We start from the raw sequence: 26,329 nt of genomic DNA, 5'->3' as shown, positions 1-26,329 counted from the left end.
CGCCAGCCGGAAATTGCGGTTAACGGCCCCCTTCCCGCAATGGCACAGCTGCGTGGCAAGGTATGAATATGCCAAGGTGCGTTGCGGTCCGATCTGCCTCTCGCTAAAGCCCAGTAATGACCGATACTTCCAAAGTTAATGGCGGGCGGCTGCTCGTCGATTGCCTGATCGCGCAAGGTGCTGACCGGATATTCACGGTTCCGGGCGAAAGCTTTTTGGCGGTGCTTGATGCTCTGCACGATTCGCCAGAAGTGCAGACCGTGGTTTGCCGCCAGGAAGGCGGCGCCGCTTTCATGGCCTGCGCCGATGGGGCGATGACCGGGCGACCCGGAATTTGCTTCGTAACCCGCGGCCCAGGTGCAACCAATGCCAGTATCGGCGTGCATGTTGCGATGCAGGATTCGCAACCAATGCTGCTGTTTATCGGCGATGTCGATCGCGGCATGAAGGATCGTGAAGGCTTTCAAGAGGTTGATTTCGGGCAGATGTTCGCCCCGCTGGCCAAGCTGGTGTTGCGGATCGACGATCCAAAGCGGATCCCGGAATATATTGCCCGCGCCTGGTCTGTTGCCCAATCAGGCCGGCCCGGACCGGTGGTAATCGCACTGCCCGAGGACATGCTGCTTGAGGACGTCAGCGGCGGCGTTCCCCGCCCCGCCGTTCACCGTGCTGCGCAGGCGATGTGCCCCGATGCGATGGGCGTGTTGATGCGGATGATCGAAGATGCCGCCAGCCCGGTTGCGATCATTGGCGGAGCTGGCTGGCACGCCAAGGCGCGTGAGCATTTCACCCGGTTTGCCGAGCGGATCGGATTGCCGGTGGCAGGGGCGTTTCGCCGTCAGGATGCGATCTCCAACGCCAGCAAGGTCTGGGCCGGTAATCTTGGCTATGGCCCCGGGCCAAAGCTGGCCCAGCGAATCAAAAAGGCTGATCTTGTGATCGCGATCGGCGCGCGGCTGGGGGAAGCAACGACAGACAGTTACACGCTGATTACGCCCGAGCACCCCGGCCAGCTGCTGGTCCACATCCACCCCGATCCTGAGGAGCTTGGCCGGGTCTATCGGCCCGATCTGGCGATCTGCGCTGACATGGCTGAATTTGCCGAAGCGGCAGACTATTGGGATGATGATATCGTCCCGTTTGATGCGGGCGAAGAGGCCCACAACGAATGGCTTGACTGGACGACGGCTAAGCCAGCGCCCTACGCGCTTGATATGGCCGCCTGCGTCACGGCAATGCGCGAAACGTTTCCGGATGACAGCATCATCTGCAACGGCGCGGGCAATTTTTCAGGCTGGTGGCACCGCTATTGGCACTACAATGGCTTCCCGACCCAGCTGGCCCCCACAGCCGGCGCAATGGGATACGGCGTTCCAGCCGCAGTGGCCGCAGCACTGCGCCACCCCGAACGCCAGGCGATAGCGCTTGCTGGCGACGGCGATTTCCTGATGAACGGGCAGGAGCTGGCTACGGCCGTGCAATATGGCTGCGATCTGCTGGTGGTGCTGGTTGATAACGGCGTTTACGGCACAATCCGGATGCATCAGGAGCGCGAGTTCCCCGAACGGGTCAGCGGCACCACACTGGTCAATCCAGATTTTGCGGCGCTGGCAATCGCCTATGGCGGATGGTCCCGGCGGATCGAATCGACTGAAGAATTCGTTGCGGCACTGGCCGAAGCCAAAGACCTGAAAGGCCTGCGGCTGTTGCACCTGCTGATTGAACCCGAACAGCTTAGTGCCGGTGGCGCGACGATTTCAGGATTGCGCGCCAGGCCAAGAAGTTGAGCCAGCCACTGCCATTGGCAAGTTCAGTTTTTTGCTAGCCGAACAATATGGTCCCATTCCTGGGGTTTTACCGATGAGACGGAGAGCCGAAACTTCGTCAACAAATCCATCTGTGCCAGCGCAGGATCGGCCTTGATTTCCTTCAACGTCACCGGCCGTTCAAGCTTGCGAACAGGCTTGACCTTAACCGAAGTCCAGCGCCCGGTCTCATCAGTCGGATCTTGAAAACCTGCTTTGGTAATCTGCGCAATTCCAACGATTTCGACGCCAATGTTAGAGTGATAGAAGAACACTTCATCACCCACTTGCATCGCCCGCAGATGCAGCCGCGCGGTGTAGTTGCGCACCCCATCCCAGGTGCCCTCGCCCTCCGCGATCAGATCATCCCAGCCATAGACATCGGGTTCGCTTTTCATCAGCCAATAGGATTTGATTTTGGTCATGCCAGAACTCGCCAAACGGGGTATGCCGGGCCATTGCCTTAGAATCTCGAAAGCGTCCACAAATGTCACTCACCGAAATACCGGTCCTGTCGATGACCATGCCCAAGGCCGCGTTTGCGGCGGCGATTGGCGATAGCTTTCGCACCTTCGGCTTCGCAATGGTCAGAGATTTTCCGATCGACCGCGCGTTGATTGATCAGGCGATGGAAATGTCGAAGCAGTTCTTCGCCCTGCCAGACGATCAAAAGCGCAAATACCACAACGCTGCGATTGCTGGCGCACGCGGCTATACCCCTTTCGGGACCGAGATCGCCAAGGATGCCAAGGCGCACGATTTGAAGGAATTCTGGCACGTCGGTCGTGATTTGCCGCCGGGAAGCCCATTGGCCGATGCCTCGATGCCGCCCAACGTCTGGCCGGATCAGCCCGCTGGCTTTCAAGCGCTGTTTACCGAGCTTTACCGCCAGTATGATGTAGCAGGGGCTGCGATCCTTTCAGCCATTGCACTCTATCTGGGGCTGGATGAACATTGGTTCGATCCGGCAATTGAAGACGGCAATTCGGTGATGCGCCTGCTGCACTATCCACCAATCGAACAGCTTGAAGGCGAAGCAATCCGCGCCGGAGCCCACGGCGATATCAATCTGATTACGCTGCTGCTGGGGGCAGAAGAAGCCGGGCTTGAACTGTTGTATCAGGGCAAGCAATGGATGAATGCCTCCCCCCCCGAAGGCGCAATGGTGATCAATTGCGGGGATATGCTGGAACGGCTGACCAACCATTATCTGCCATCCACAATCCACCGGGTCCGCAATCCCAACCCGGAACGCGCCCGTTTCAGCCGCTTTTCGATGCCATTCTTCCTGCACTTGCGCAGCGACTTTGCGATCAAGACCCTGGAGCAATGCATCACACCGCAAAATCCCGATCGCTACCCCGATCCAATCACAGCGGATCAGTTCCTGCAGCAGCGGCTGATTGAAATCGGGCTGAAAAAGACAGCTTAACCCTATTTTCAGGCCTTCATGCGATCCCTTGCTGGCCTGAAGGCAAGGGGACGCCAAATGAATATCGTCGAAACCGCACGTGCGCGTCTGGGCAATCCGGGTCGAGACGCGATCGTACTTGGCGTGACCTTTGCTGCAATTGGGCTGTTTATTCAGACCGGCGGGACCGCCCTGTCGCGTGCCATCGCTTCACTTTCCGGACATTCAGTGGCGCCTGACCTCTTGTTGAGCACCGCACTCATGCTCAATGTTGCCTTGATTATATTCGGTTGGCGGCGTTATCGCGATCTTCAGGAAGAAATTAGCGAGCGCCGCAAGGCCGAGGCTCAGGCCCGAGGGCTCGCCGAACTCGATCCATTGACCGGCTGCCTGAACCGTCGGAGCATCGGACCGGCAAGTGCGACGCTGCTCGATGAATCCGGTATGCGTGGTGAATCTGTAGCTGTAATCATGCTCGACCTTGATCGCTTCAAGCAGGTGAATGACGCCAATGGACACGCCGCCGGAGACGCATTATTGAAAGCCGCAGCAGACCGCATCGCAGCGTTGCTACCTGCCAACTCATTGCTTGCCCGGCTGGGAGGTGACGAATTCGCAGTTGTAACACCGTTTACGACCAGCCAGCCTGCGCAGATCGAGCGACTAGTCGCCCATTTGATCAGCGCCGTGGCTCGTCCTGTGCGGTTCGAGAATATCGAACTTGAAACCACCATTTCAGCCGGCATCAGTTGCAGCGAACAGGGAGTCAGCTCGGATCCACAGGCTCTGCTTCATCAAGCGGATATCGCCATGTACCATGCCAAGCGCTCCGGGCGGAACAATTTGGCATGGTTCGAACCCAGCATGGAAAGCGAACTCAAATATCGTTCAGCGATCGAAGCGGGAATCCGCAGCGGCATTTCGGCGGGCGAATTCGTGCCGCATTACGAACAGCAGATTGACCTGGAGACCGGCGAGATCACCGGATTCGAGATGCTGGCGCGCTGGACTTCGCCTACGCTAGGCAAGATAAGCCCCGAAATGTTCATCCCGATTGCCGAAGACATCGGATTGATCGGCAAACTTTCTGAAAGCCTGATCCGGCAGGCATTGAATGATGCTCGCAAGTGGAAGCCGCATCTGACACTGTCGGTCAACATTTCGCCAGTCCAGCTGCGTGATATCTGGTTTGCGCAGAAACTGTTGAAGCTTTTAGTCGAGGCCAACTTCCCGCCTAGCCGGTTCGATGTCGAAGTAACCGAAAGCTGTTTGCACGAAAATATTGCGCTTGTTCGTTCGATTCTCACCAGCCTCAAAAACCAGGGTGTTAAGGTCAGCCTCGATGATTTCGGAACCGGCTATTCATCACTTTCGCAGTTGCGCAGCCTGCCATTTGACCGGATCAAGATAGACCGAAGCTTCGTGATAGGTTTGCTGGAAGATCAAGGAAGCGCCACAATCATGCAATCGATTATCGGGCTTGGCAATGGTCTGGGACTGCCAATAACGGCCGAAGGGATCGAGACCGAGGAAGTGCTGACTGAACTGCGCCGCTACGGCAACTTCAAGGGTCAAGGATACCATTTTGGCCAGCCCGAAAGTGCCGCGCGAACCGAAGAACTGCTTGCCCAGCTTGGTTTGCTGCTTGACCAACCTGAATCCATGCCTCTGCCATCCGATCCGATAAGACGTACCGGCACTGCCTGACACTGGACGCAGGCCAAGCCAGGCCATAAAGCGCGTGGCATGCGCGTTCCCTTCATCAAGATGCACGGTCTGGGCAACGATTTCGTTGTGCTGGATGGGCGCGTTGAAGCCTTACCAGACATTACCCCGCGCTTCGCCTTGGCCCTGGCCGATCGGCACACCGGGATCGGCTGCGATCAACTGATAGTGCTGGGCAAATCTGACACCGCCGATTTGCAGATGCGGATCTACAATCACGATGGCGGTGAAGTGGAATCATGCGGTAACGCCAGCCGTGCAATCGGCTTGTTGCTGGGTTGCAGTGCCAGCATCGAAACCCGCGGCGGGTTGCTTCAGGTCGATCCTTCAGATGGCGGTATCGCGGTTGATATGGGCGAACCGCGCTTTGAATGGGATCAGATCCCATTGGCCTACCCAATGGATACCCATCACATGCCGGTCGCCTGGGAATTGCTGGACAACCCCGCCGCCGTGAACGTTGGAAATCCGCATGTGATCTTTTTTGTCAAAGACAAAGCAGCCATCGATCTGGGCCGGCTTGGTCCAGAGATAGAGCATGATCCGCTGTTCCCAGACCGGATCAACGTCAATGTTGCCGCAATCGAAAGTCGAAGCCGGATCGGTCTGCGAGTGTGGGAGCGCGGCGTGGGGGAAACACGCGCCTGCGGGACTGGCGCCTGCGCAACCGCAATTGCTGCGATGCGGCGCGGGCTGGTTGATCGGACAGTAGAAGTTATCCTTGAAGGCGGGGCCATGACAATCGAATGGACCCCGCAAGGCCGCATCCGCATGATCGGCCCCGCCGCCGAAAGCTTTCGCGGCAGCTTTGAAACTGCCGATTTCGGAGCCGCAGATTGAGCGCCGAAGTGATTTCCCTGGGCTGCCGGATGAACCTTTCCGAAAGCGAGGAACTGCGCGCGCTGCTGGCGGGCGAACCAGACCTGGTTGTGATCAACAGCTGCGCGGTGACCGCAGAAGCGGTACGCCAGACCCGCCAGGCGATCCGCCGCGCCCGCAAGGCGCGGCCAGATGCGCGTTTGCTGGTAACCGGCTGCGCCGCTGAGGTAGAGCGCGCTGCACTGGCCGCCATGCCAGAAGTGGACGGGCTGGTAGCCAATATTGCCAAACTCGATCCCCGCTCGTGGAACGTCGCCGCTGTCCGCGCCCACGGCACCGCCTTGCACACCCGCGCATTTGTTACGGTGCAGAACGGCTGTGACCACGCTTGCACATTCTGCGTGATTCCGCAGGGCCGCGGCGCCAGTCGCTCACAACCGATCAGCGCGGTCTTGCGCGATATCGAACAGCATTTGGCGCAAGGTGCGCGCGAGGCCGTGCTCAGCGGGGTGGACCTGACCAGTTGGGGTGCCGATCTGCCAGGTTCCCCGCGGCTCGGCCAATTGGTTGAGGCGATCCTTGCCGCTTTCCCGGATCTGCCCCGGCTGCGGCTGTCATCGGTAGACGGGATCGAAATTGATCCACTGCTGTTTGATCTGATCGCCGCTGAAGCACGGGTAATGCCGCACCTGCATCTATCGCTGCAGCACGGACAGGACCTGATCCTCAAACGGATGAAGCGCCGCCATTTGCGCGGTGATGCGGTGGATCTGGTTGGCCGGCTTAAGGCGCGGCGTCCCGAATTGGCAATCGGTGCAGACCTGATCGCAGGTTTTCCGACCGAGGATGAGGCGGCCCACGCCGCCAACCTTTCAATTGTGGCAGAGCTGGAAGTGGTCCACGGACACATCTTTCCGTATTCACCCCGCCCCGGCACGCCCGCAGCACGGATGCCGCAGGTTCCGCACGCAGCGATCAAGGCTCGGGCTGCACAATTGCGCGCGGCAGTGGCCGATCAGCGGGCCCGGTGGCTGGCGGGGCTGGTGGGCAAGGCGCTGCAAGTGCTTGCAGAGCGCGACGGAACGGGCCATGCGCCAAACTTCGCCAGACTAATCTTGCCGCCCGAAACCAATGCCGGAACCATCGTGACCATTACGCCCACCCGCATTGCCGAAGGACTGTTGGCATGAGCGGCCCCAACTGGACCGACCGCGTCTTTGGCGGCTTCAAGAAAACCTCTGAACGGCTGACCGAAAACCTTTCTGGCATAGTCGGAAAAACCCGGCTTGAACCGGGCCAGCTCGACGAGATTGAAGACGCCCTGATCCTGTCCGATCTGGGCCCACGTGCAGCGTCCCGGATCCGCGACAAACTGGCTGAAACCCGGTTTGAACGCGGCGCGGATGAACAGGCGATCAAGGAAGCTGTTGCCGAGGAACTTGCGGCGATCCTGCGCCCCGTGGCAAAGCCGATCGACGTGGTGGCCTTTCCGCGCCCGCAAGTAATCCTGGTTATCGGCGTCAACGGATCGGGCAAAACCACTACGATTGCCAAGCTGGCGCACTATTTCCAGGAACTGGATTATGGCGTAATGCTGGCGGCAGGTGATACCTTTCGCGCCGCCGCAATCGAACAACTGGCGGTTTGGGCAGACCGGGTTGGCGTGCCGATCGTGCGCGGACCAGAAGGCGGCGATCCTTCCGCCGTGGTGTTCGATGCTGTCAAGGAAGCGACCGACAAGGGCATCGACGCGCTGATCGTCGATACCGCCGGGCGCCTTCAGAACAAGCGTGAACTGATGGACGAACTGGCCAAGATCCGCCGGGTGCTTGGCCGGATCAATCCCGAAGCACCGCATGATGTGGTGCTGGTGCTGGATGCCACCAATGGCCAGAACGCCTTGCAGCAGATCGATACATTCAAGGAAGTGGCCGGCGTGACCGGGTTGATCATGACCAAGCTGGATGGCACCGCGCGCGGCGGCGTGCTGGTTGCCGCCGCAGAACAATACGGCCTGCCGATCCACGCGATCGGGGTGGGCGAAAAACTGGATGATTTGCGCCCGTTCGATCCGGATCTAGTTGCGCGCGTAATTGCTGGAGTGGCTTGATGAAGGCGAACAATGCACCCGCAAAAAAGGCCAAGGCCGGCTGGCTCAACATCTTGGTCGATTACGGCCCGGTGGTGGTGTTCTTCTTGGTCTATCGCTATGCCTCGCCCAGCAATCACGATGATGCGATTGGAGAGATCGCGGCTGTAGTGAAAAGCGTGGGTGCCTTTATGGTTGCAGCCATCGCAGCGCTGCTGGCTTCGCGGATCTGGCTGGGCAAGGTTTCGCCGATGCTGTGGCTGTCTACCGCGCTGATCGTAGGCTTTGGCGGCCTGACGATACTGCTGCGTGATCCGCTGTTCATCCAGATCAAGCCAACTGCGATCTATCTGATGTTCGGCGCGGTGCTGCTTTATGGCTGGCGGCGCGGCCAGGCCTATCTCAAGGTGTTGCTCGAAGCGGCGTTCGAAGGATTGAGCGACGAGGGCTGGCTCAAGCTTTCACGCAATTGGGCGATTTTCTTCCTGTTTCTGGCAGGGCTCAACGAAGTGTTGCGCCAAATCTACAATGCCAGCAACGGCGGGTTTGGCACCTGGATCGCGCTGAAGCTGTGGGTCTTCATGCCGCTCTCGTTTCTCTTCACATTCACCCAGCTACCGATGCTGCTGCGCCACGGCTTGTTGGCCGAGGCCGAGGGCGAAGTGGTGGCTGATCCGCCACATGAGTGAGAAGTGCTCGCAATAGGCGTGACAAACCGGGCAACCCGCGCAATAGTGCCTGGCGCGCTGCTGCTGGCAGCGCCTGGGTCGAAAATTCAAATCAGAACTGACAAGATTTAGGGGACAATCATGGCCAAGTTTTTCGGAAACCTGCACCTGGTGCTGCTGACCGGCTTCGTGCTGGCGCTCGCGCTGGCATATCACTTCGTCGGCGCGTCAGATGGCGCACTGCCGCTCAACGCCAGTTCAGTGCTCAGCTGGCTGCACGTATTCTTCGCGATCGTGTGGATCGGGCTGCTGTATTACCTCAACTTCGTCCAGGTGCCGACCATGCCGTCGATCCCGGCCGAATTGAAAGGCGGCGTCACCGGATATATCGCGCCCAAAGTGCTGTTCTTCTTCCGCTATGGCGCGCTGTTGACCGTGCTGACCGGCCTCGGCATTGCTGTGGTCAAAGGCTACGCGCACCGCGCGATGACCCTTGGCGGTGCCACAGCGTCTGAAAATCTGATCGGGATCGGCATGTGGCTGGCACTGATTATGGCGTTCAATGTGTGGTTCATTATCTGGCCTGCTCAGCAGAAGGTCCTTGGCCTGGTCGAAGCAACGCCCGAAGCCAAGGCTGCGGCCGCGCCGCGCGCGCTTTATGCCAGCCGCACCAACACTTTGCTTTCAATTCCCATGCTTTATTGCATGGTCAGCGCCAACATCGGCTGATATAGACATCCCATCACCGAGAGGCGCAGTGTCTGGAAACAGGCGCCGCGCTTTTCTTTTGTACTGCCCATGCTACCGCGCCCGGTATGACCGCACCAATCGATCCTTTCAAAGCCATGTTCGTTTCCGCCCTGGCCCACAAGCTTGAGGCTGAGGGGCGCAGCGTGATCCACATGGAATTCGGCCAGCCCAGTACTGGCGCGCCGGCCGCCGCCATCACCGAAGCGCACCGGGTGCTGGATGCCGATGCCATGGGCTATTGGGAAAGTCAGCCGCTGAAGCAGCGGATTTGCCAGCACTATGCGCAAAAGCACGATATCCAGGTACTCCCGGCCCAGATCATCCTGACCTGCGGCGCATCGCCTGCATTGGTATTGGCGCTAAGCAGCAGCTTCGCCCCCGGCGCGCGGGTCGCGATGGCCCGCCCCGGGTATGTTGCCTATCGGAACAACCTTAAAGCGCTGCACATGGTGCCGGTTGAAATCGAATGCTGCCCGGATCAGCGCTATCAGCTTTCGGCCAAGGCGATCGCTGCGATCGAGCCTGCGCCCCAAGGCGTAATTCTGGCCAGCCCCGCCAACCCAACCGGCACTATCATCCCGCGCGAGGAACTGGCCGCGATTGCAGACGTGTGCCGCCAGCGCGGCATCACCGTAATCTCCGACGAAATCTACCACGGCATTTCCTATGGCATGGGGACACCATCGATCCTTGAGGTGATGCCCGAGGCTTGGGTGGTAAACTCGTTCTCCAAGTATTTCAGCATGGCTGGCTGGCGGCTGGGCTGGCTGGTTGCGCCCACTGCCGGGATCGATCCTGCCCGCGCGCGGATGAGCAATCTGTTCCTGACCCCGCCCAGCCTGGCCCAGCACGCCGGACTGGTGGCGATGGATTGCACCTCTGATCTTGAAGCCAATGTCGCAACCTATACCCGCAACCGCGATCTGTTGTTGGCAGCGTTGCCCCAAATGGGCCTGTCGCGGATCGCCCCGCCCGATGGCGCGTTCTATGTCTATGCCGATGTGTCAGACTATACCGATGATAGCATGGCGTTTTGCAAGGCCCTGCTGGAAGACACAGGGGTCGCCACCGCCCCAGGGATCGATTTCGATCCAGAGCGCGGCCACCATTTCATGCGCTTCAGCTTCGCGGTTTCAACCCCGCTGATTGATGAAGCGATCCACCGGATGATCCCGTGGTTTGCAATGCGCAACCGGGGTTTGCGCGGCTAGATTTCCACCTGACTGCCCAGTTCAACCACGCGGTTGCTGGGCAGGCGGAAAAATTCCATCGCGCTGGCGGCATTGCGCAGCATCCAGGCGAACAGCTTTTCCCGCCACAGCGCCATACCGGGTTTGGCCGAAGCGATCAGCGTCTGGCGCGAGAGGAAGAAGCTGGTCTTCATCATCTCGAACGGACCGCCGCAGATGTCCGAGCGATTGAGCGCCGCCGGAACATCGGTTTCCTCAAGGAAGCCATAGCGCAGGTTCATCCGGTAGAAGCCCTGCCCCAGGTCCTTGACCGTGCAGCGCTTGTCATCATCGACATAGGGCACATCCTGGATCGCCACCGTCAGGATCACCACTCGTTCGTGAAGCACCTTGTTGTGCTTGATATTGTGGAGCAGCGCCGATGGCACCCCTGATGCCGCGCTGGCCATAAAGATAGCTGTACCCGGCACGCGGGTAGCGCTGGAATGGGCACTTTTGGCGAAGACTTCCATCGGGATCGAACCTTCGGCCATCGATTGGCGCATCAACGAACGGCCGCGCGACCAGGTGGTCAGCAGCGTGAAGATGCCCAGACCGATCACCAATGGCACCCAGCCGCCCTGCGGCACCTTGATCAGGTTTGCGCCCAGATAAGTAAGATCGACCAGGAAGAACAACGCGACCAGCGGGATCGCTTTCCAGGCGGGCCACTTCCACAGGCTGAACAGGACCACGGTCAGCAAGATCGTATCGATTGTGACCGCGCCGGTCACGGCGATGCCATAGGCTGCGGCAAGGTTGGTGGATGAGCGGAAGAACAGCACCAACAGAATCACTGCGATCATCAGGGCCCAGTTGACCACCGGGATATAGATCTGGCCAGCAGCAGCCGCGCTGGTGTGCTTGATGCTGACCCGCGGAATAAAGCCTAGCTGCACTGCCATCTGGGTAAGCGAGAACGCGCCGGAAATCACCGCCTGGCTGGCGATGATCGTGGCGAGCACCGAAAGGATCACCACCGGAATGCGGATCATGTCGGGGACCATCAGGAAGAACGGATCCTTGATCAGCGCCGCGGCCTCTGTCGGTGAAACGCTCATCACCATGGCGCCTTGGCCCATATAGTTAAGCAGCAGGCATGGCAGCACAAAGCTGAGCCAGCTGACCCCGATCGGCTTGCGCCCGAAATGGCCCATATCGGCATAGAGCGCTTCGGCGCCGGTTACCGCCAGAACAACGCTGCCCATTGCCACGAAGGCCCGGAAACCGTCGGTCAGGAAAAAATTAAGGGCATTGAGCGGGTTGAACATCTCAAGCACCACACCAGGCATCTTGACGATGTGCAGCAGGCCCAGCCCAGCCAGAACTACAAAATAGACGATCATGATCGGCCCGAACAATTTGCCGACCGATTCTGTGCCGCGTGATTGGATTGCAAACAGGCCAATCAGGATCACCAAAGCAATCGGCACGATGAAATCATTGAAAACGGGGCTGACATAAGTGAGCCCTTCGGTTGCCGAGAGCACCGACATTGCCGGCGTAATCATCGAATCGCCATAGAACAGCGCGGTCGCAAAGACGCCCAGCAGCACGAACGGCGCGGTCCAGCTTGCCCCTTCGGTCTTGCGGTTGATCAACGCCAACAGCGCCAGGCTGCCGCCCTCACCCTTGTTGTCAGCCTTCATGATGGTGAGGACGTACTTGAACGTCACCACGATCATCATCGACCAGAACACCAGGCTAAGCACACCGTTGATGTGAACCGGATCAACCTGAATCCCCGGCGCGCCATCGTGCGAAGCAAAGGTTTCACGAAAAGCATAGAGCGGACTGGTGCCGATATCGCCAAACACCACGCCAACAGCGCCTACCGCAAGGGCCGCAATTCCGCCCTTCGGATGGTGGCTGTGCGATTGTTCCTGCCCGGCATCTTCCTGTGCCGCTTGCCCGGATTGAGTCTCTGCAATGCTGCTACCCGCGTCTTGGCTCATGATGCCCCAAATCCTGTGACCCTTCCCCGGCGAGCGGAGAACCGAACGCGCCTAGCACTTGGCCTAACCCCGGTCCAGCACAGCTTACGGGGCGGCGGATGGGGCTTGCTGGCGGGCAATGAACGCGTCCAATTCTGCCAGCCTGGCTTGCAAATCATCGCGCCAGGGCGCTTGCGGCGGGGTGCGGCCCAGCAACTCGGCCCACTGGGCGCGGCCAGCGTCAAGCTGGCCATTCTGGGCCAGCGCAAGGCCAAGGAAAAATGCCGGGCCAGGGTGCTGGGGATCTGCCGCAATTGCCCGGCGAAAGGCAAATTCTGCCGCAGGAGTAAGACTGCCCCCGGCATGGGCGACCAGGCTGTTGGCCAGTGTTAGCCAGGCTTCAGCGTTGCCTGGCTGCTTCTCAGCGGCGGCAAGCGCGATTGCCGCAGCATCGCGAAATTGCCCCTTGCGGGCAAAGGCATCGGCCATAATCAGCAGGCTACTGCCGGCCAGCACGCCTCCGGTCGAAAGCCGCCGCTGCGCATTGACCATATCTTTGCCGTCCTGGCCTGCGCTGGCCGAGGCAGATTTTGGCGAACCAGGCTGGCCAGGACTGGATTGCAGCGCAAACCCGGCCAGCCCAAACACCAGAGCCGCTGCAATTGCTTCCCATGATTTACGCGGAGCCTTGAACACCGCAATCATCACCGCGAGTGCGGCCGCGGCTGCGGCGATTGCGATCATCCAGCCCATCAAACTTGCCCCCTTGCAATGCGGCGGCGCAGGAACAGTGCGGCAAATCCCAGCATGAGCAGCGGGGCAGCAAACAGCGGCCAGGTCTGCCCGGTCAGGCGTGGTTCGAAGCTGACGTAATCGCCATAGCGTTCGATCAGCCAGGCCCGGATCGCATCAGGATCTTGGCCAGCCTTGATTTTTTCGCGAACCTGATTGCGCAGATCACCGGCAATCTTAGCATCGGAATCGGCGATCGACTGTCCTTGGCATTGAACGCAGCGCAGCGTCTCCATCAGATTCTGAGCCTGTGCCTCTTGCGCCGGGTCTTCAAGCTGGACGTTGGCATAGGGTGCCGGAGCCATCCGGTCATCAGCCAGTGCCGGATCGCAAAACAGCAGCGCAAACACCGCAAAAATCCGCTTCATCGCGCCGCCTCCTGCACCGCTGCAAGAATTGCTGCCATATCAGCCTCGGTCTGAATAATGCCGATATGCTGGTATCTGATGGTGCCCCGACCATCGATGACAAAGCTTTCGGGAACCCCTGACGATCCTATTTCAAACTGGATCCGGCTGACATCATCGGCGCCAATCCGGCTGAACGGATTGCCATTGCGCTTCAGAAACAGCGCCTGATCCTGCGGCCGATCACGAATTGCAATGCCTACGACATCTACCCCAGCTGCCCTGAGTGCGGCCAGTTGCGGTGCTTCCAGGGCGCAAGATACACACCAGCTGGCGAAGATGTTGACCAGATGAACCTTGCCAGCAGCCAGATCGGCACGAGACAATCCTGGCAAACCAGCAAAGGCAGGGCGCAAATTGAACTCTGGCAAAGGCTTGCCGATCATCGCGCTCTTGATCTCGCGATCTGCAGGATTCAGCAAGGCATAGAGCACCACTGCAACGAACACAGTGAAAAACCCCAGCGGCAACCACAACGTCCAGCGCTGGCCCGATTGGGTGGCGCCAGCGGTCATCGTTCCTGCCGTTTTCTGCGATCAGCAATCTTGTCGATCGCAACCAGTCGCCGAATATCGCTTGCCACTCGCCCCAGCAGGGCCAGGAAGCCGCCCAGCGCAACCAGCAGGCCGCCGATCCAGATCAGCGTTACAAACGGCTTCCACCACAGCCGAAGCTGCCATCGCCCTCCCTCGGTCTGCTCGCCCAGCACTGCATACAGCTGGCCGTTCCAGCGGGTGGCCAGCGCACTGTGGTTTACTTGCTGCGGCGGAGTCCAGAAGCTGCGCGATTGCGGCGCAAGCTGCCAGGCCGCAGTGCCGGCATAGCTGGCCTCAAGCCCTGCCTCCAGCGCGGTCCAGTTGGGCCCTGCAACCGGATCAATCCGCTTTAGCACGACCTTCCAAGGGCCGACTTCAACCGATTGCCCCACCTGCATCGCGATCAGTTTTTCGCGGGTAAACGCGCTGTCCGATGCCATCCCGATCAGTGCCACCGCCACGCCCAGATGCGCCAGCGCCATCCCCCACAGCGCCAGCTTGATCGTGCGCAGCCTGCGCCCCAGCAGCGGCAGCAGGCTGGCCGCGATCAGCGCAAGGCCCAGCGCCAGCCCTAGTGCAGGCAACAGTTTGACCCCAAACGCAGCAGCCGCCGCACCAATCAGCAAGAGCAGCACCGCCGGCACGGCAAGCTTGCGGATATGACGGGACAGCCGGTCGCGCCGCCAATTAAGCATGGGGCCGGCCATCAGCACCAGCAGCATCGGCACAACAAAGATCGCGCCCGCCGCATTGAAATAGGGTGGCCCAACCGAAACCCGCGCCCCCATCGCTTCGGCCAGCAGCGGGTATAGCGTGCCAACCAACACAATCCCCAACACGCCGGTAAGCATGACATTGTTGAACACCAGTGCGGATTCCCGGCTGGTAGCGGCAAACCGCTCCCCTTCGGTAACGCTGGCTGCGCGCAAGGCGAATACGGTCAGCGCTGCGCCGATATTGAGTGCGAGCAAAGCCAGGATGAATTGGCCGCGCAGCGGATCAACCGCGAAAGCATGAACGCTGACCAGAACGCCTGAGCGAACCAGAAAAGTGCCAACCATCGACATGGAAAAGGCCACGACTCCCAGCATCACCGTCCAGGCTCGCAAGGCATTGCGCGCCGCCAAAACCGAAACTGAATGAAGCAAGGCCGTTGCTGCCAGCCATGGCATCAGGCTGGCATTTTCCACCGGATCCCAGAACCACCAGCCGCCCCAGCCCAGTGTGTAATAGGCCCAGTATGATCCAGCAGTGATCCCAAGTGTCAGAAACACCCAGGCCCCCAGCACCCAGGGCCGCATTGCTCGGGCGAACGCCGGCGAGACTTCGCGCGTCAGCAGCGCGCCCACCGCAAAGCTGAAGGCGATCGAAAGCCCGACATATCCGACATACAGCGTTGGCGGATGGAACGCGAGGCCAGGGTCCTGCAACAGCGGGTTAAGCCCCTGCCCGTCCGCAGGAACCGGATTAAGCCGTGCAAACGGGTTTGATGCAAATAGCAAAAAGGCATAAAACCCAATACTGACAAATGCTTGGGCAGCCAATGTGGCCCGTATCGCAGGCTCGGGCAGCCGCCTTTCAAACAGCGCCACACAGGCCCCACCCAGCGCCATGATCGTCACCCACAGCAGCATTGAGCCTTCGTGGTTGCCCCAGGTTGCCGCAACCTTGAACAGCATCGGTTTGGCCGAATGCGAATTCATCGCAACCAACTTCACCGATAGGTCGGTTTCAACAAACACCCAGATCAAACAAGCGAAGGACAGCGCGACCAATCCACCCTGGACCGCGGCCAGCCCGCGCAACACCGCTGCCAGCGGATTTTCCGCCGACCGCAGGACAAGCAGACCGCCCAACAATTGCAAAGCCGCCAGTGCTGCCGCCAGCCACAACGCGGCCAAGCCCAGCGTTGCGATCACTTGACGCCTTCACCCATCTGCCGAGCCTGGCTGGCAGTCATGTCCTTCATTTCCCGCGGTACGTATTTTTCATCGTGCTTGGCCAGCAGATTGTCTGCCACAAAAGTGCCATCGGCAGCGCGCTTGCCCTCGGCAACAACCCCCGAACCTTCCTTGAACAGATCTGGCACAATACCTTTGAAACGCACCGGAACGCGTGATTTGTCATCGCTGACCACGAACGTGATCGTCACGCCATCGGCAGCCGTTTTCAGCGATCCCTTTTCAACCATGCCGCCCAGCCGCACGGCCCGGTCTGGTGCTGGCGGAGCGCTGACCATTTCATTTGGCAGATAGAAATAACTTGCTTGCGATCGCAGCGCCCAGGCGGCCAGCAGGCCGGCCCCGATCAAAGCCGCCAGGGCGACGATTACCAGCACCAGTCGCTGATGCTTGGCCTTCACCGCGCCGCTCATGATTCGCGGCTCCGTTCACGCTGTGCTTCGGCCCGGCGCATCGCGGCCAGGCTGTGCCAGATCAGCGCAATCGTGCCGCCCACCCCAAACGCATAGGCGGCATAGACGAATTGCCAGTGGTTCAAGCCTTCACGCATCGCCATGCTCCATCGCCCGGCGGCGCAGCCGGGCCTCGGCCTGCGCATGGGCCAGAATCGCGCGCATTCGGGCCAACACAACCCCGCCGAAAATCAGCGAAAAACCCAGCGTCGCGGCCAGTAGTCCCCACAGGAATTCAGGGGCCATCTCGCTCTTGCCCATGCCAATCGAAGGCGGCTGGTGCAGGCTGTTCCACCACAGCACCGAATAGTGGATGATCGGAATATTGACCGCGCCGACCAGTCCGAAAATTGCCGGCAGCCGTGATCCGCTGGCCCCATCGCGGCTGGCTGCATCGGCCAGAGCCAGATAAGCGCAATAGAGGAAAAACAGCACCAGCATCGAGGTCAGCCGGCCATCCCAGACCCACCATGTTCCCCAGGCCGGGCGGCCCCAAAGCGAACCGGTGACCAGACATATCAAGGCAAAGACCGCACCCGGCAAGGCCACCGCCCGCGCGGCAATGCCGGCCAGCGGGTGACGCCAGACCAGTTCGGTCAGGCTGGCGATTGCGATCGCGCTCCACCCGCCCATTCCCAGCCAGGCGGCGGGAACGTGGATGAACAGGATCCGCACACTATCGCCCTGAAGCTGTTCTGCCGGTGCGCCAAACAGGCCCCAGCCAAGCGACAGCCCCGCCATGGTAATCCCGATTACCAGCAGCGGTCCGGTCAGCATACGTGCCAGACGAAGGAAACGGGCGGGATTGGCGAAACCGTGCATGCGACCCATCTGCGCTGGGGGAAATCTTGCAAACTGCTTTGGCAGGAGCTCCCCCCTGCGGCAAGCAGTAAAATCGGGAGAAAATGGGGCGATCGAGGGGGTTCGAACCCCCGACCTCCGGTACCACAAACCGGCGCTCTAACCAACTGAGCTACGATCGCCACGGCAGGAACGGGCCAGATGCCAATCGCTGCGGCGCGCCCATTTGCACATGGCGCCGCCGATGGGAAGCGAAAACTGCCTGCCGCGCGGCGCAAACGGGCATTTGCGGCCAGCAGACGTGCCTGACAAATCGGCAGAAATTGTTAACGCTTTTTGGCTACGAAAGGATCGGAAAGTTACGCAATCCGGGGGGAACCGTAAGAATGTCTGCAAAGCGTCAGCCGGCCAAACTGGAATCCGAACAGCCGCGGCCCAATACGCGCCGTGCAACGCGCCGCATTGCCGAAGCGGTTGGAACGGTTCGCAGCTCCCATGGCGATCGCAGCCGCGTCCGGATTCGCGATGTTTCGGTTTATGGCTGTAACCTTGCCGGCGATGCCGATTGGCTGCGCACCGGGATGTTCGTTTCGGTTCAACTTGCCAGCGACTGGTCGATCCAGGCCGTGGTGCGGTGGGCCCGCGATGGGACCTGCGGGATCGAATTCCTGCGCCCGATCAGCGACAGCGATGCCCGGGCAATCGCCTGCGAATAATCCGGCGCCTGCGAATAACTCCGCAAATACACTACCAAAACAAAAGGGCGGCCCCGAAAGGCCGCCCTTGTTGATTCCAGATGGACAGATCAGCTCTTCTTGAGCGACAGGCCACCAAAGCGCTTGTTGAACTGGGCAACGCGGCCGCCCTGATCGAGCTGGCGGGTGCCGCCGGTCCACGCCGGGTGCGATGTAGGATCGATTTCAAGCACCAGCGTATCGCCTTCCTTGCCCCAGGTAGAGCGGGTTTCGAACACGGTGCCATCGGTCATCTGGACCTTGATCGCGTGGTAGTCGGGATGTCCTTCGGCCTTCATCGGATCAGTCTTTCGCTATGGCCGGTTCCGACCGGCCTGAAATAAGAAGCGGCGCGGTTAGCCGCTCTTTTTGGTTTTGTCCAGCCTTTCGGCTTGTCGGAATAGCGGCCCGCTCGCGCAAATCAGGCGGGCGCGTCTGCTATCATAGCGGTGAATTGGACTTCGCAAGTCACTTTGCCCTCAACCTCAGCCCGGCCCCAGAATTTGCACACCCGTGAGCGCTTCTGGATGAACCCGGCCTTGAGATTAAGCAGCACGCCTGGTTCTACAGGCGCGCGGAATTTTGCTTCCTCGATCGCCATGAAATAGACCAGTTTGCCGCTGCCAGCCAGATCGAGCGTTTCAACCGCAAGGATTCCGGCCGCTTGGGCCAGCGCCTCAATCTGAAGCACGCCGGGCATGATCGGACGTCCGGGGAAATGACCCTGGAAGAAGCTTTCGTTGAAGCTGACCGCCTTGATCGCGTGGATTTCGCCATCGGGGACCAGGCCCACCACCCTGTCAACCAGCAGCATCGGATAGCGATGCGGCAAGGCCGACAGGATTTTGGGGATATCGTAGGTCAGGCTAGGCGCCGACTGTGCTTCCTCGCTCATATCTGCCCCCGGGTTCGCGCTTAGCGGCCTTCGGGCTGTGGGCCGGCCGGGCGCGGAGCCGGTGCGGAGGCCGGACGCGGAGCCGGGGCAGCAGGCGCAGCACCGGCCGGACGCGGCTGGGCAGGCTGCTGGGCTTGCGGTTGCTGCTGGGCCTGCTGTTCGCGCAGTTCGCGCGGCAGCCAGCCAGCCGGCGGGCTGATCTGCACCGTGGGGACCAGCACGTTCAGTTCCTGAACGACTGCGGCGGTAATGTCATAGGCCGGGGCCGCGAAATAGATCGTTTCAGGGCGCAGCAGCAGGGTGATGCCGCGCTTGCTGGCGACGTTCTGAACCGCCTGGCTGAGCTTGGCTTCGATCTGTTCGCGCATGAAATTCATCGAGAACACCAGCGGCTTGATGGTCTGTGCCAGATCTTCTTCGCGCTGAGCTTCAAGCTTCTTGATCTCGTTGTATTGCTGCTGAAGCACGGCTTCGGGCTTCTTGGCGGTGATATCGGCGTTAAGCTGATCGTACATCGTCTTCAGGCGGGCTGCATACTGTGCGCCCTTCGCCTGATAGGCATCGATCGCCGGCTTGTAGAGGTTCTGCGCCTGGGCAACGCCAGCGCGATAGGCGTTGGTGTTTTCAATCGCCGCATCAAGGTTTGCAACGGCAACCCCGGGGGCAATCTGGGCGCGCGGCGCGGCCGGTGCGGCGGCAGCGGCTGCGGGACGGGTCTGCGCGCTCAGCGGCTGTGCCAGCAGAGCGAAAGCCAGGGCCAGGCCACCAGCATGCTTAAGGGTCTTGGTCATCAGAATTGGGTTCCTACGTTGAATGTGAAGGCCTTGGTGTCATCACCCTCGACCTTGGTAAGCGTTTTGGCGAAGTCGATCCGGAACGGACCGAAGGGCGAATTCCAGTTGACCCCGATCCCGATCGAGATGCGCGGCTTGGGCGAGTTGCCAACAAAGATTTCCTGGAACGGCGAAACGGTGGAGCCGATCGGTGTGTTGTTGGCGCTGGTCAGGCAGCCCGGAGGAGCCGGATTGACCGCATTGGTTGAAACCGACGTGGCGGTTGCGGTGCAGATCGTGCCCACCAGCGTTGCCGCATCGATCTGGGTATAGATCGGACTGCCGCTGGGATCGCGGCTTTGGATGAAGGTCCCGCCCGGGAACGGACTGTTCTGCAATTGCGGGCTGCGCACACCCCAAACCGCGCCGATATCCATGAAGATTGACGGACGCAGGCCAAGTTCCTTCGCGCCCGAACCCAGCGGAATTTCAAGCTCTGCATGGCCAAGGTAATAGAACCGGCCGCCCAGCGCATCGTCAACCACTTGATCCCGGTCGGTAATCACCAGCGGGTTGCCGCTGCCATCATCGGTGATGAACTGGCGGATCACGCGCGGGCCAACCCCGCGGATGTCAAACCCGCGCAACTGCGGTTCACCCAGCTGGAACCGGTCAGTCAGGCGGACATCATCGATGCCCAGCGCCGGATCGCCCAGATGATTAAGCGGCAGGATCATCCCGCCTTCAGCGCGCAGCGAAAAGATGAAGCCCTTGCCTACCGTGAAGTACTGAGCCGCATTGCCCCGGAAGCGGGTATATTTGACCGAGCCGCCCAGGCCCGCAAATTCGGTTGAAACCGACAGCGTGCGCCCACGGGTTGGCCGGACCCGATTGTCGAGCGTATCGTACATCAGGGTCATGCCCAGGATCGAGCTGGTCCGCTTGCCGATTGCATCGCACAGATAGCGCCCGGCGAGCAGCGGATCGCATTGCAGCGCGCCGTTGACGCGGGTTGAATAGTACTGGCTCTGATCGACCGAAACGTCATCATAGTTCAGCGTGTAACTGCCCACTGCATAGACATATTCGGTAACCGGAATCCCGACCCGAACCTGCAGCCCGGTGGTGGACTGGCGGAAGATCGTGTTGCGATTGGCGTTGTAGTAGTTGAAGCTGTTCAGATCGCGGCGATAGATGTTCACGCCCAGCGAGATGTTGCGATCGAACAGGTAAGGCTCGGTGAAGCTGATATTGGCTTGCTTCGAATACTGCGAGTAGCCCAGATCGAGCCCGATCGTCTGCCCCCGGCCGCGGAAGTTGCGTTGCTCAATCGAACCCTGGAAGATCAGCCCTTCAAGGCTGGAATAGCCGGCCGAAAGTTGCAGCTGCCCAGTGGGCTTTTCTTCAACATTGGCTTCAAGCACGATCCGGTCAGGCGCCGAGCCCGGCTTTTGATCGACTTCGAAGCGTTCCTGGAAATAGCCCAGCGAATTGATCCGCGCAGTTGAACGCTTGACCTGCAGCGAATTGAACGCATCACCTTCGGCAAGGCGAAATTCGCGGCGGATCACCTTGTCCTGGGTCAGCGTGTTGCCGTTCACGTCGATCCGTTCGACGTAAACGCGCGGCGCTTCGGCAATCTGGAACGTCAGACTCATCGTCAGATCGTCTTTGTTGCGCGAATATTCAGGCCGAACGTCGGCAAAGGCATAGCCAAACGCGCCCAGCGTATCGTTGAGCCGGTCAATCGTATCTTCAACCAGCTTGGCGTTGTACCAATCGCCTTTCTTCATCGGCAGCTGGGAGGCCAGCCGATCACCATCGAAATCGCGCAGCTGGCTTTCAACCTTTACCTCGCCAAAGCGGTAACGCGGGCCTTCCTCAACCACATAGGTGAGGATGAAATCCTTTTTATCCGGCGTAAGTTCAGCCACGGCCGAAACCACCCGGAAATCGGCATAGCCCTTGGTCAGATAGAACTGCCGCAGTTTTTGCTGATCGAACGCCATCCGATCGGGATCATAGGTCGTGCCCGATGACATGAAGCGATAGAAAGCCGCCTGCTTGGTGTACATTTCACTGTGCAGCTCTTTGTCCGAAAACGCCTCGTTGCCCAGAATGTTGATCCGGCGGACCTTGCTTTTGGGACCTTCCGTGATTTCAAAAACGATATCGACGCGGTTCTGCTCAAGCATGACCATCTTGGGCTCAACCGAAGCGGCGAAACGGCCCTGGCGCTTGTACAGCTCGATAATCCGCGAAACGTCGGCGCGAACCTTGGACCGGGTAAATATCTGGCGCGGGGCCAGCTTGATTTCCGGCAGGATCTTTTCATCCTTGATCCGCTTGTTGCCTTCAAGGATGATCCGGTTGATCACCGGGTTTTCCTTCACCTCGATCGTCACGACACCATTTTCGTTGGTGATCGCGACATTGGCGAACAGTTCGGTCGCGAACAGATCTTTCACCGCCTGATCGGCGCTGGCCTGGCTATAGGGCTGACCGACCCGCAATTTGACGTAAGACCGGATCGTATCGGGCTCAAGGCGCTGCGAGCCAACTACGTTGACGGCGCTGATTGTCACCCCTTGGGCAGGGGCCGGGGCAGGCACGGCGACCGGGGCCGCTGCGGGGGCAATCTGGGCCATGGCCTGGCTGGAAAGGCTGACCAGAACGGTGCTGGCAAGCAAGGCAACGACCACCCGTGGCTTCCGGCGGGTTGAAGCAAAACTGTGGTCGGTGCGGCAAGTGTTCGGCACGGTATTTCCCGTCAATATTTGCGGCTGTTGCAGTCTGCATGGGCAGTCCGCGTGGCAACCTGAAGGCGTAGCGTCGCCCTCTGCCCCATGCGCACCATCCGATCAAGCAAAGTTGCTGCAACCTTCCGCAGTTTTCGGTCCCTCCCCACCCGGTTCGTCCCGTTAAAGGAACATCTGGATGAGGTCGTTCATGTTAACGAATACCGCAAGCGCGAGGACAAAGCCCATGCCGATGCGGAACGCCAATTCCTGACTGCGGATATCCAGCGGTTTGCGGCGGACTGCTTCCGCGGCATACATCGCCAGGTGCCCACCGTCTAACGTGGGGATTGGCAGCAGGTTGATGAATGCCAAATTAATTGAAACGAACGCCACGAACTGAACGAAGGCAAACCACCCCAGCGCCATCATTTCGCCCGAAACCTTGGCGGTTCGGGGCAGTCCGGAAAGATCGGCCACCGATCGCTGGCCCACAACCATTTGCTTCAGCGCAATGGCAGTTGTGCGGATCTGTTCGTAACTGGCACCAATCCCAAAACCCAAGGCGGCAAGCGGCCCCAGTTTGCGAACTTCAACCTTGGTTCCGCCAACCCCCAGCAGCCCGCGCTGGTATTCGTTACCGAACCGGTCCTTCTCCGTCACCAAAGCAACCTTTACCGGAATTTCCAGCTGGCGCCCGGCCCGCTCCACCTCAAGGCGCACGGTCTGATCGGGATAGAGTGCAACCCGCGGCGCAATATCGGAAAATTCGTCAATCCGGGCCCCGTCAATCGCAACGATCCGGTCTCCCAGCTGGATACCAGCGGCCTGCGCAGCGGATTTTTCAGAAAATCGCCCAACAACCGGCGCAGCATAAAGCGTACCATAGACGGCAGCAAACCCGGCAAAAATCAGTACCGCTGTCACCAGATTGGCCAGTGGCCCGGCGAACGAGATGAACGATCGCTGCAACAGCGTGGCCCCGGGCAGCGTGCCCTTCAACGTTTCTTGCGAAGCCCCTTCAAGGCTGGGATCAGGCCGGCTTGATGGATCAGCATCGCCCGCAAATTGCACATAGCCGCCCAGCGGAAAGGCCGCGATCCGCCAGCGGGTGCCGCGCTTGTCGATCCGGTGCCACAATTCCTTGCCGAACCCGACCGAGAAAGTCAGCGCGCGCACCCCGCACAGCCGCCCAGCCCAATAGTGTCCCAGTTCATGGATCACGATCAGCGGGCCGATCATCAGCAAAAAGGCGAATACCGTCAGCAGGATAGAGGGGGATTCAAGCAATTCAGGCAAGCTCCAGCAAGGCGCGGGCATGGACCCGCGCTTCGGCATCTAGCGCAATCACAGCTTCAAGCGAAGTGGGCGCGGCAGGTCCAAATCGGGACATCGTCTTTTCAACCATTACGGCGATCCGGGTGAACCCGATCTGACCGGACAGGAAAGCGGCGACCGCCACTTCGTTGGCGGCATTCAACACCAAGGCCGCTGCCCCGCCCGCTTCGGCAGCCTGGCGGCACAGGCGCGTGGCGGGGAACAGCTCTTCATTTGGCGCGCAAAAGGTCAGCTCGCCCAGCGCCGCAAGGTCAAGCGGGGCGCAGGGCGTGTCCATCCGCGCCGGCCAGCCCAGGCACGATGCAATCGGCACCCGCATGTCCGAAGGGCCCAGCTGTGCCAACGTTGAGCCATCGCGGTATTCAACCATCGAGTGAACCACCGATTGCGGGTGAACCACGATTTTCAGCTTATCCAGCCCAACCGGGAACAAATGGTGCGCCTCGATCAGTTCCAGCCCCTTGTTGAACATGGTGGCGCTATCGATGGTAATCTTCGCGCCCATATCCCAATTGGGATGCCTTAGCGCCTGTTCGCGCGTGGCAGCGGCCAATTGCGCGGCATTCCAGGTGCGGAGCGGGCCGCCGCTGGCGGTTAGCGTGATCGAGCGGACATGGGCAATGTCATTGCCGGCCAGACACTGGAAGATCGCGTTATGCTCGCTGTCCATCGGCAACAAGGTTGCGCCATGCCGCATAACCGAGGCTTTCATCACCTCTCCGGCAGAAACCAGCGCTTCCTTGTTGGCCAGCGCGATCACTCCGCCTTGCTCGATCGCTGCCATAGTAGCGGCCAGCCCTGCACAGCCGACAATCGCGGCCACGGTTATCGCCGCCGGGCGCCGCGCAGCCTCAAGCAAGGCCTCTGCCCCGCCCGCGGCTTCAATTCCGCTTCCGGCCAGCACCGCGCGCAGATCGGCCAGGCAGCTTTCATCGGCAACCACCGCCACTTCGGCCGAAAATTCGCGCGCCAATCTGGCCAGTTCTGCGGCCTGGGAATTGGCGGTTAACGCCACCACTCGCCACCTGCCCGGCTCGCGCCGGATCAGATCAAGCGTTGAGGCGCCGATTGAACCGGTCGCGCCAAGGATCGAGATGGAATGCGGCATGGTCATGCGCTACAGCCAGGGTGCAGCATGCAAAAGCCCGACAACGAAGGGCAGCAGCGCGAAGACCATCAGGTGCCCATCCAGCCGATCAAGCAAGCCGCCATGGCCGGGAATCAAGGTGCCAGAATCTTTCACCCCGGCTTTGCGCTTCATCCAGCTTTCCAGAAAATCCCCGCTCTGCGCAATCACGGCGACCAGTATGGCAAAAATCACAGCCAGGATCTGCAGCTTCCACAGATCTGGCGCGGTGCTGCGAAAGCTGATCGCACCAAGCCCGATCAGCGATGCGCCAAGCATCCCGCCCAGCAGCCCGGACCAGGTTTTCGACGGACTGATCCTTGGTGCAATCTTGGGACCGCCAAACGTGCGACCGGTGAAATAGGCCCCAACATCAACCCCCACAACCATCACTGCCGTTACCACAAACAGGAACGCAGCAAAGCTATTGGCATGCGGTGCAACCCACAGCCAATGCACCACTTTCAGCGCCCAGCCGATATAGCCAACGCCAAGCAGCATCGCACCGATCAGCCCAAACGGGGACTTGGCAATCCTGGAAACCAGCCCCCACCATTCCCAGATCAATCCGCCCGCCAACGCCAGCAGGAACAGCGAAAACACGAGGCCCCCAGCCCAGACAGCACCGCCCGCCACCGCGGCCATGACAATGGCCGAGGCCAGGCGAACTGGAAGGTCGCTCCTTTTGGCAGGAGCATCAGCGTCCGCCATAGCGCCGCTCCCGCTCGGCAAATTCGGCCAGGGCATCGTGCAGATGCGCTGGGCTGAAATCGGGCCACAGCACATCGGTGAAAATCATTTCGGCATAGGCCGCCTGCCACAGCAGGAAGTTGGAAAGCCGCACTTCGCCCGAGGTGCGGATCAGCAGATCAAGTGGCGGCAAGCCGGCTGTATCCAGCTCTGCCTCTATGCTGCCGATTGTTACCGCGCCTTTGGCCGCAGCCTTGGTCGCAGCGCGGGCAATCTCGTCCTGCGCGCCATAGTTGAGTGCAACCACCAGCGCCGGGCCGGTGTTGGCGGCAGTCTGTTCCAGAGCGTCTTCGATCAGCGCAACCAGATCGGGGGCCAATGCGCGCCATTCGCCAAGGATCCGCAGCCGCACGTTATCGCGAACGAATTCTGCAAGATCGCTTTGGATGAAGTGCTTCAAAAGCCCCATCAGGGCCGAAACCTCGTCTTCCGGGCGGCTCCAGTTTTCGGTGCTGAAGGCATAGAGGGTCAATGCCTCAAGCCCCATCGCTCGGGCCGCCCGGCTGACGCTGCGAACCGCCTCAACCCCGCGCTGATGGCCCACCGCGCGCGGCAAATGGCGCTTCTTGGCCCACCGCCCGTTGCCATCCATAATG

General features: G+C 60.2%; 27 protein-coding genes and 1 tRNA gene. 10 read left to right on the top strand and 18 right to left on the bottom strand.

All coding sequences use genetic code 11. The features are described from left to right. Positions 1 to 116 precede the first annotated feature (116 nt). Complete coding sequence (locus ABL914_RS04435; RefSeq protein WP_391561949.1) at positions 117 to 1,787, top strand: thiamine pyrophosphate-binding protein; 1,671 nt, start codon at positions 117 to 119, stop codon at positions 1,785 to 1,787. Between the two features lie 23 nt (positions 1,788 to 1,810). Here the strand turns inward: ABL914_RS04435 and ABL914_RS04430 are convergent, their stop codons facing one another. Further along, a complete protein-coding gene (locus ABL914_RS04430) occupies positions 1,811 to 2,230 on the bottom strand; it encodes an EVE domain-containing protein (protein WP_391561948.1) in 420 nt (139 codons plus the stop codon). A 62-nt stretch (positions 2,231 to 2,292) separates the two neighbouring features. On the opposite strand from ABL914_RS04430, the gene ABL914_RS04425 reads away from it, so the two are divergent. The 8 genes from ABL914_RS04425 to ABL914_RS04390 all read left to right on the top strand — a co-directional run bounded on the left by ABL914_RS04425 (position 2,293) and on the right by ABL914_RS04390 (position 10,478). Next, on the top strand, positions 2,293 to 3,237 hold the full coding sequence (locus tag ABL914_RS04425; RefSeq protein WP_391561947.1) for an isopenicillin N synthase family dioxygenase: 945 nt from the start codon (positions 2,293 to 2,295) through the stop codon (positions 3,235 to 3,237). A gap of 57 nt (positions 3,238 to 3,294) precedes the next feature. Beyond that, entirely contained in the window at positions 3,295 to 4,923 is a 1,629-nt protein-coding gene (locus tag ABL914_RS04420; protein WP_391561946.1) for a putative bifunctional diguanylate cyclase/phosphodiesterase, read from the top strand. A gap of 39 nt (positions 4,924 to 4,962) precedes the next feature. Next, on the top strand, positions 4,963 to 5,781 hold the full coding sequence (dapF, locus tag ABL914_RS04415; RefSeq protein WP_391561945.1) for a diaminopimelate epimerase: 819 nt from the start codon (positions 4,963 to 4,965) through the stop codon (positions 5,779 to 5,781). Beyond that, complete coding sequence (locus ABL914_RS04410) at positions 5,778 to 6,950, top strand: MiaB/RimO family radical SAM methylthiotransferase (protein WP_391561944.1); 1,173 nt, start codon at positions 5,778 to 5,780, stop codon at positions 6,948 to 6,950. Before dapF ends, ABL914_RS04410 begins: the two co-directional genes overlap by 4 nt. Next, on the top strand, positions 6,947 to 7,870 hold the full coding sequence (gene ftsY / locus ABL914_RS04405; protein ID WP_391561943.1) for a signal recognition particle-docking protein FtsY: 924 nt from the start codon (positions 6,947 to 6,949) through the stop codon (positions 7,868 to 7,870). Before ABL914_RS04410 ends, ftsY begins: the two co-directional genes overlap by 4 nt. Continuing rightward, a complete protein-coding gene (locus ABL914_RS04400; RefSeq protein ID WP_391561942.1) occupies positions 7,870 to 8,538 on the top strand; it encodes an inner membrane-spanning protein YciB in 669 nt (222 codons plus the stop codon). The genes ftsY and ABL914_RS04400 overlap by 1 nt, the downstream gene beginning before the upstream one ends. A gap of 120 nt (positions 8,539 to 8,658) precedes the next feature. After that, entirely contained in the window at positions 8,659 to 9,246 is a 588-nt protein-coding gene (locus ABL914_RS04395) for a urate hydroxylase PuuD (RefSeq protein WP_391561941.1), read from the top strand. Positions 9,247 to 9,332: 86 nt separating this feature from the next. Then, positions 9,333 to 10,478 (top strand): pyridoxal phosphate-dependent aminotransferase, encoded by a 1,146-nt coding sequence (locus tag ABL914_RS04390; protein ID WP_391561940.1) that lies wholly within the window; start codon positions 9,333 to 9,335, stop codon positions 10,476 to 10,478. Here the strand turns inward: ABL914_RS04390 and ABL914_RS04385 are convergent. From ABL914_RS04385 to ABL914_RS04345, 9 genes are all read right to left on the bottom strand, one after another. Then, entirely contained in the window at positions 10,475 to 12,451 is a 1,977-nt protein-coding gene (locus tag ABL914_RS04385; RefSeq protein ID WP_391561939.1) for a potassium transporter Kup, read from the bottom strand. The genes ABL914_RS04390 and ABL914_RS04385 overlap by 4 nt on opposite strands. Before the next feature lie 84 nt (positions 12,452 to 12,535). Continuing rightward, positions 12,536 to 13,183, bottom strand: a complete 648-nt coding sequence (locus tag ABL914_RS04380) for a tetratricopeptide repeat protein (protein ID WP_391561938.1) — start codon at positions 13,181 to 13,183, stop codon at positions 12,536 to 12,538. After that, positions 13,183 to 13,590, bottom strand: coding sequence for a cytochrome c-type biogenesis protein CcmH (locus ABL914_RS04375; RefSeq protein WP_391561937.1), 408 nt, complete (start codon positions 13,588 to 13,590; stop codon positions 13,183 to 13,185). The genes ABL914_RS04380 and ABL914_RS04375 overlap by 1 nt, the downstream gene beginning before the upstream one ends. Continuing rightward, a complete protein-coding gene (locus ABL914_RS04370) occupies positions 13,587 to 14,144 on the bottom strand; it encodes a redoxin family protein (RefSeq protein ID WP_391561936.1) in 558 nt (185 codons plus the stop codon). The genes ABL914_RS04375 and ABL914_RS04370 overlap by 4 nt, the downstream gene beginning before the upstream one ends. Then, a complete protein-coding gene (locus tag ABL914_RS04365; protein WP_391561935.1) occupies positions 14,141 to 16,084 on the bottom strand; it encodes a heme lyase CcmF/NrfE family subunit in 1,944 nt (647 codons plus the stop codon). Before ABL914_RS04365 ends, ABL914_RS04370 begins: the two co-directional genes overlap by 4 nt. Next, a complete protein-coding gene (gene ccmE / locus ABL914_RS04360) occupies positions 16,081 to 16,539 on the bottom strand; it encodes a cytochrome c maturation protein CcmE (RefSeq protein ID WP_391561934.1) in 459 nt (152 codons plus the stop codon). The genes ABL914_RS04365 and ccmE overlap by 4 nt, the downstream gene beginning before the upstream one ends. Continuing rightward, positions 16,536 to 16,676, bottom strand: a complete 141-nt coding sequence (locus tag ABL914_RS04355) for a hypothetical protein (protein ID WP_391561933.1) — start codon at positions 16,674 to 16,676, stop codon at positions 16,536 to 16,538. Before ABL914_RS04355 ends, ccmE begins: the two co-directional genes overlap by 4 nt. After that, positions 16,669 to 17,400 carry a heme ABC transporter permease CcmC gene (ccmC, locus tag ABL914_RS04350; RefSeq protein ID WP_391561932.1) on the bottom strand — a complete coding sequence of 244 codons (732 nt, stop codon included), beginning with the start codon at positions 17,398 to 17,400 and terminating at the stop codon, positions 16,669 to 16,671. Before ccmC ends, ABL914_RS04355 begins: the two co-directional genes overlap by 8 nt. 84 nt (positions 17,401 to 17,484) lie before the next feature. Beyond that, positions 17,485 to 17,561 (bottom strand) — tRNA-His (locus ABL914_RS04345). A gap of 204 nt (positions 17,562 to 17,765) precedes the next feature. On the opposite strand from ABL914_RS04345, the gene ABL914_RS04340 reads away from it, so the two are divergent. Continuing rightward, positions 17,766 to 18,095 carry a PilZ domain-containing protein gene (locus ABL914_RS04340; protein WP_391561931.1) on the top strand — a complete coding sequence of 110 codons (330 nt, stop codon included), beginning with the start codon at positions 17,766 to 17,768 and terminating at the stop codon, positions 18,093 to 18,095. 89 nt (positions 18,096 to 18,184) lie between these two features. Here the strand turns inward: ABL914_RS04340 and rpmE are convergent, their stop codons facing one another. From rpmE to uppS, 8 genes are all read right to left on the bottom strand, one after another. Next, positions 18,185 to 18,412: a 50S ribosomal protein L31 gene (gene rpmE, locus ABL914_RS04335; RefSeq protein ID WP_391561930.1), complete on the bottom strand. Its 228-nt coding sequence runs from the start codon at positions 18,410 to 18,412 to the stop codon at positions 18,185 to 18,187. A gap of 122 nt (positions 18,413 to 18,534) precedes the next feature. Then, positions 18,535 to 19,008, bottom strand: a complete 474-nt coding sequence (gene fabZ, locus ABL914_RS04330; RefSeq protein WP_391561929.1) for a 3-hydroxyacyl-ACP dehydratase FabZ — start codon at positions 19,006 to 19,008, stop codon at positions 18,535 to 18,537. Between the two features lie 20 nt (positions 19,009 to 19,028). Further along, positions 19,029 to 19,799 carry an OmpH family outer membrane protein gene (locus tag ABL914_RS04325; protein WP_391561928.1) on the bottom strand — a complete coding sequence of 257 codons (771 nt, stop codon included), beginning with the start codon at positions 19,797 to 19,799 and terminating at the stop codon, positions 19,029 to 19,031. After that, positions 19,799 to 22,429 carry an outer membrane protein assembly factor BamA gene (gene bamA, locus ABL914_RS04320; protein ID WP_391561991.1) on the bottom strand — a complete coding sequence of 877 codons (2,631 nt, stop codon included), beginning with the start codon at positions 22,427 to 22,429 and terminating at the stop codon, positions 19,799 to 19,801. The genes ABL914_RS04325 and bamA overlap by 1 nt, the downstream gene beginning before the upstream one ends. 273 nt (positions 22,430 to 22,702) lie before the next feature. After that, positions 22,703 to 23,809, bottom strand: a complete 1,107-nt coding sequence (locus tag ABL914_RS04315; RefSeq protein ID WP_391561927.1) for a M50 family metallopeptidase — start codon at positions 23,807 to 23,809, stop codon at positions 22,703 to 22,705. Between the two features lies 1 nt (position 23,810). Beyond that, complete coding sequence (dxr, locus tag ABL914_RS04310; RefSeq protein WP_391561990.1) at positions 23,811 to 24,965, bottom strand: 1-deoxy-D-xylulose-5-phosphate reductoisomerase; 1,155 nt, start codon at positions 24,963 to 24,965, stop codon at positions 23,811 to 23,813. A 9-nt stretch (positions 24,966 to 24,974) separates the two neighbouring features. After that, entirely contained in the window at positions 24,975 to 25,694 is a 720-nt protein-coding gene (locus ABL914_RS04305) for a phosphatidate cytidylyltransferase (RefSeq protein ID WP_391561926.1), read from the bottom strand. Next, positions 25,681 to 26,325, bottom strand: a complete 645-nt coding sequence (gene uppS / locus ABL914_RS04300; protein ID WP_391561989.1) for a polyprenyl diphosphate synthase — start codon at positions 26,323 to 26,325, stop codon at positions 25,681 to 25,683. Before uppS ends, ABL914_RS04305 begins: the two co-directional genes overlap by 14 nt. Positions 26,326 to 26,329: the final 4 nt, after the last annotated feature.

The organism is Novosphingobium sp. (assembly GCF_040079535.1).
GTDB lineage: Bacteria > Pseudomonadota > Alphaproteobacteria > Sphingomonadales > Sphingomonadaceae > Novosphingobium.
This window is presented reverse-complemented; position numbering and strand designations above follow the sequence as displayed.